This window comes from Streptomyces sp. SID3343, from assembly GCF_009865215.1.
In the GTDB taxonomy this organism is placed as follows: domain Bacteria; phylum Actinomycetota; class Actinomycetes; order Streptomycetales; family Streptomycetaceae; genus Embleya.
This window is the reverse complement of the sequence record NZ_WWJX01000970.1, coordinates 1-2,976: the sequence shown is the minus strand read 5'-3', so window position 1 is coordinate 2,976 and position 2,976 is coordinate 1. Positions and strand designations below refer to the sequence as shown.

The 2,976-nt window shown below is 73.7% G+C and carries 2 protein-coding genes and 1 pseudogene; 1 reads left to right on the top strand and 2 read right to left on the bottom strand.

Translation table 11 applies throughout. The annotated features are described in order from the left end of the window. Positions 1–112: 112 nt before the first annotated feature. Together GT354_RS30560 and GT354_RS30555 are read right to left on the bottom strand one after the other, a co-directional pair. On the bottom strand, positions 113–775 hold the full coding sequence (locus GT354_RS30560; protein ID WP_161359613.1) for a response regulator transcription factor: 663 nt from the start codon (positions 773–775) through the stop codon (positions 113–115). Further along, a complete protein-coding gene (locus GT354_RS30555) occupies positions 763–2,040 on the bottom strand; it encodes a sensor histidine kinase (RefSeq protein ID WP_161359614.1) in 1,278 nt (425 codons plus the stop codon). The genes GT354_RS30560 and GT354_RS30555 overlap by 13 nt, the downstream gene beginning before the upstream one ends. A gap of 181 nt (positions 2,041–2,221) precedes the next feature. Here GT354_RS30555 and GT354_RS30550 point away from each other — a divergent pair. Then, positions 2,222–2,976, top strand: a pseudogene (locus GT354_RS30550) (hypothetical protein); the annotation flags it as partial.

Genomic DNA, 2,976 nt, shown 5'->3' with positions numbered 1-2,976 from the left:
CTCGGTTGCGCCTGCTGCGGCCGGTGCCTGCTCGGGTTGCGCCTACTGCGGCCGGTGCCGCCTCGGCTGCGCCGCCCCGGCCGACGCCCGCTCCCGCCGACGCCCGCCCCGGCTACGCCGCGTGCTGTCGGAGGTAGGCGAGTACTGCCAAGACCCGGCGGTTGCCGTCCGTCGGGGCCAGGTCGAGTTTGGCGAAGATGTTGCCCACGTGCTTGACCACGGCCGCCTCGGTGACGGTCAGGCGGTGGGCGATGTCCTGGTTGGTGCCGCCCTCGGCCATCAGCGCGAGTACCTCCCGCTCGCGCGGGGTCAGCCGTTGCAGCGGACGATCGCCGGCCTGCCGGGTCAACAGCGCGCGGACCACCTGCGGGTCGATCACCGTCTCGCCCGCGGCGACCCGACGCAGCGTGTCGAAGAACTCGACCACCTCGCCGACCCGGTCCTTGAGCAGGTAGCCCAGTCCGGCCGCGGCCGGGTCGTCGTCGGCGAACAGGCGCAGCGCATAGGGCGTCGCGACGTACTGGGACAGCACCAGCACCGCCAACCCCCGGTGCCGGGCCCGCAGTTCGAGCGCCGCCCGCAGCCCCTCGTCGCGATGATCCGGGGGCATCCGAACGTCGGCGACCACGATGTCCGGGACGTCCGCGTCCACCGCCCGCACCAGCGCGTCCGCGTCGCCCACCGCGGCGATCACGTCGTGGCCGCCGCGCGTGAGCAGTTCCACCAGGCCCGCGCGCAACAGCACCGAATCCTCGGCGAGCACTACCCGGAGCACGGAACCTCCACATGGATACGGGTCGGCCCACCGACCGGACTGTGTACGGTCAGCCGACCACCCAGGATCGCCAACCGGTCGGCCAGCCCCCGCAGTCCGGCGCCGGCCGCCGGATCCGCGCCGCCGTGCCCGTCGTCGACGACGTCGAGCACGAGGTGGTCGTCCGCGAGCCGGGCGCTCACCTCGACCCGCGTCGCGCCGCTGTGCTTCGCACTGTTGGTGAGCGCCTCGGTCACGGTGAAGTAGGCCATCGTCTCGACCGGCGAGGGCAATCGGCGCGGCAGGTCGACGTCGACCGTGACCGGGAACGGGTGGCGCCCGGCCACCTCGGCGACCGCCGCCGCGAGCCCGTGGTCGCCGAGCACCTGCGGATGGATGCCCTGGATCAGATCGCGCAATCCGGTCAACGCGTCGCGCGCCTCGCCGCGAGCGCGTACCAACAGCTCGGCGGCCCTGGGGTGTTCGCCCCCCAGCTCCAGTTCGGCCAGGCCCAGGGTGATCGACAGCGCGACCAACTGCTGCTGCGCGCCGTCGTGCAGGTCGCGTTCGATCCGGCGCCGCTCGGCCTCGAAGGCGTCGACCAGGCGGGCCCGGGAGCGGGTCAGTTCGACGATGCGAGCTTTGGTCTCCGCGTCGCGCGGCGACAGCAACAACCGGGCCACGTACACCTGTACGCCGACCAGGAGCGCGCCGACGTACGCGCACAGGACGACGCCGGCCAGGCCGGCCCCGGCCACCGGCAGCGCGTCGATCCACCCGTCGAGCGCGTGGCCGGCCGGCACCATGACCGTCTCGTGGCTCAGGGCCACCACGACCACGGGCGTCGCGACCAAGACCAGCGACAGGCCCAGGAGCGCGGTGAACGCCACGTCGACGACGGCGAAGACCGGTAGGACCAGGGCCGCGTAGCCGAGTTCACGCCACGTCACCCGCTCGCGCCAACGAAGGCGCACCCGGCGCCACACACCGGTCTCGGGCAGCGGCGGATGCGGGTTCGGCACCGGCCGCGGCTCGACCACGCGCAACCGTCGGCGCTCGAACCGGCCCACCGGCAGGCCGAACAGCGCGGTGGCGGCCAGGATCGGCACCCCGATCCCGATCACCGAGAGCGCCAGACCCGCAACCACCAGGAAGACGAAGAGCAGCACCGCCGCGATGCCGAACGCGCCGCCGCCGAGCAGGTGCGCCCAGCAACGCCACGGCCACGCCGACCAGAGAAAGCGCAGTGGCCGCCGACGGACCGCGGCCCACACGGCGATGCCGATCGGGGGCGGCGCGATCGGGGCGGGTGCGGTCGGGTTCGGTGGGTTCTGGTTCACGGGCTCCCCAACCTAACCCAGTCCCGCGCCGTCGGTCGAAGCCGCCCCAAAAGGTATGGAAAACCCGACCACGCACTGTCGACCCAGGTCTCGTGACCGCGCCCACCCGGCGCGACTGAATGGAAACGTGATCATTTTCCCGGTCGAGAACCCGACCACAACGCGACTGCAGTGGTGGGAACGGCGGCGCACCTGGCTGTCGATCTGGCTCGCCTCGGCCGGCGCGGCGGGCGGCCTGGCACTCGTTTCCACCCTCCCGGGGCACCGGGCGTGGGGACTGTGCGCACTGGTCGGCTACCTGCTCGCGGCGGGCGCCGCGGCGCTCATGCCGCGTCGCGGCGCCCGGACCGCGGCCGTGGTGCTCGCATTCGTCGGCGCCGCCGCCGTACCGCTGTTCGCGTTCGCCGCGCTCGGCGTCGGGCAGTCCGAGGTGGGCGTGATCGAGCGGTCGGCGCGGCTGTTCGTGGACACGGGCAGCCCGTACCTCGCCGACCCGACTCGGGTGGGCGACTACAACCCGTACCTGCCGGGCATGGCGCTGTTCGGCCTCCCGCGCGTGCTGCTCGGCGACGACGGACGGTGCGCGATGGTGCTCGGCGACGCGCGCGTGTGGTGCGCCGCCGTCTTCGTCGGATGCCTCGCGGCGGGACGTACGCTGCTGCGCCCGACGTCGACGAGCGGCCGGGCACCGTACGGCCTCCTCGGTACGGCCCTGGTCGCGTCCCCGGTGGTCGCCCTGTCGTGGTCGGTGAGCGGCGTCGATCTGCCGCTCACCGGCCTGACCTGCCTCGCGCTCGCCGCCGCCGCGCGGGGGCGGTCACGGACCGCCGGTGCCGCGCTCGCGGTGGCCTGCGCACTCAAGTGGGTGATCTGGCCCGCGCT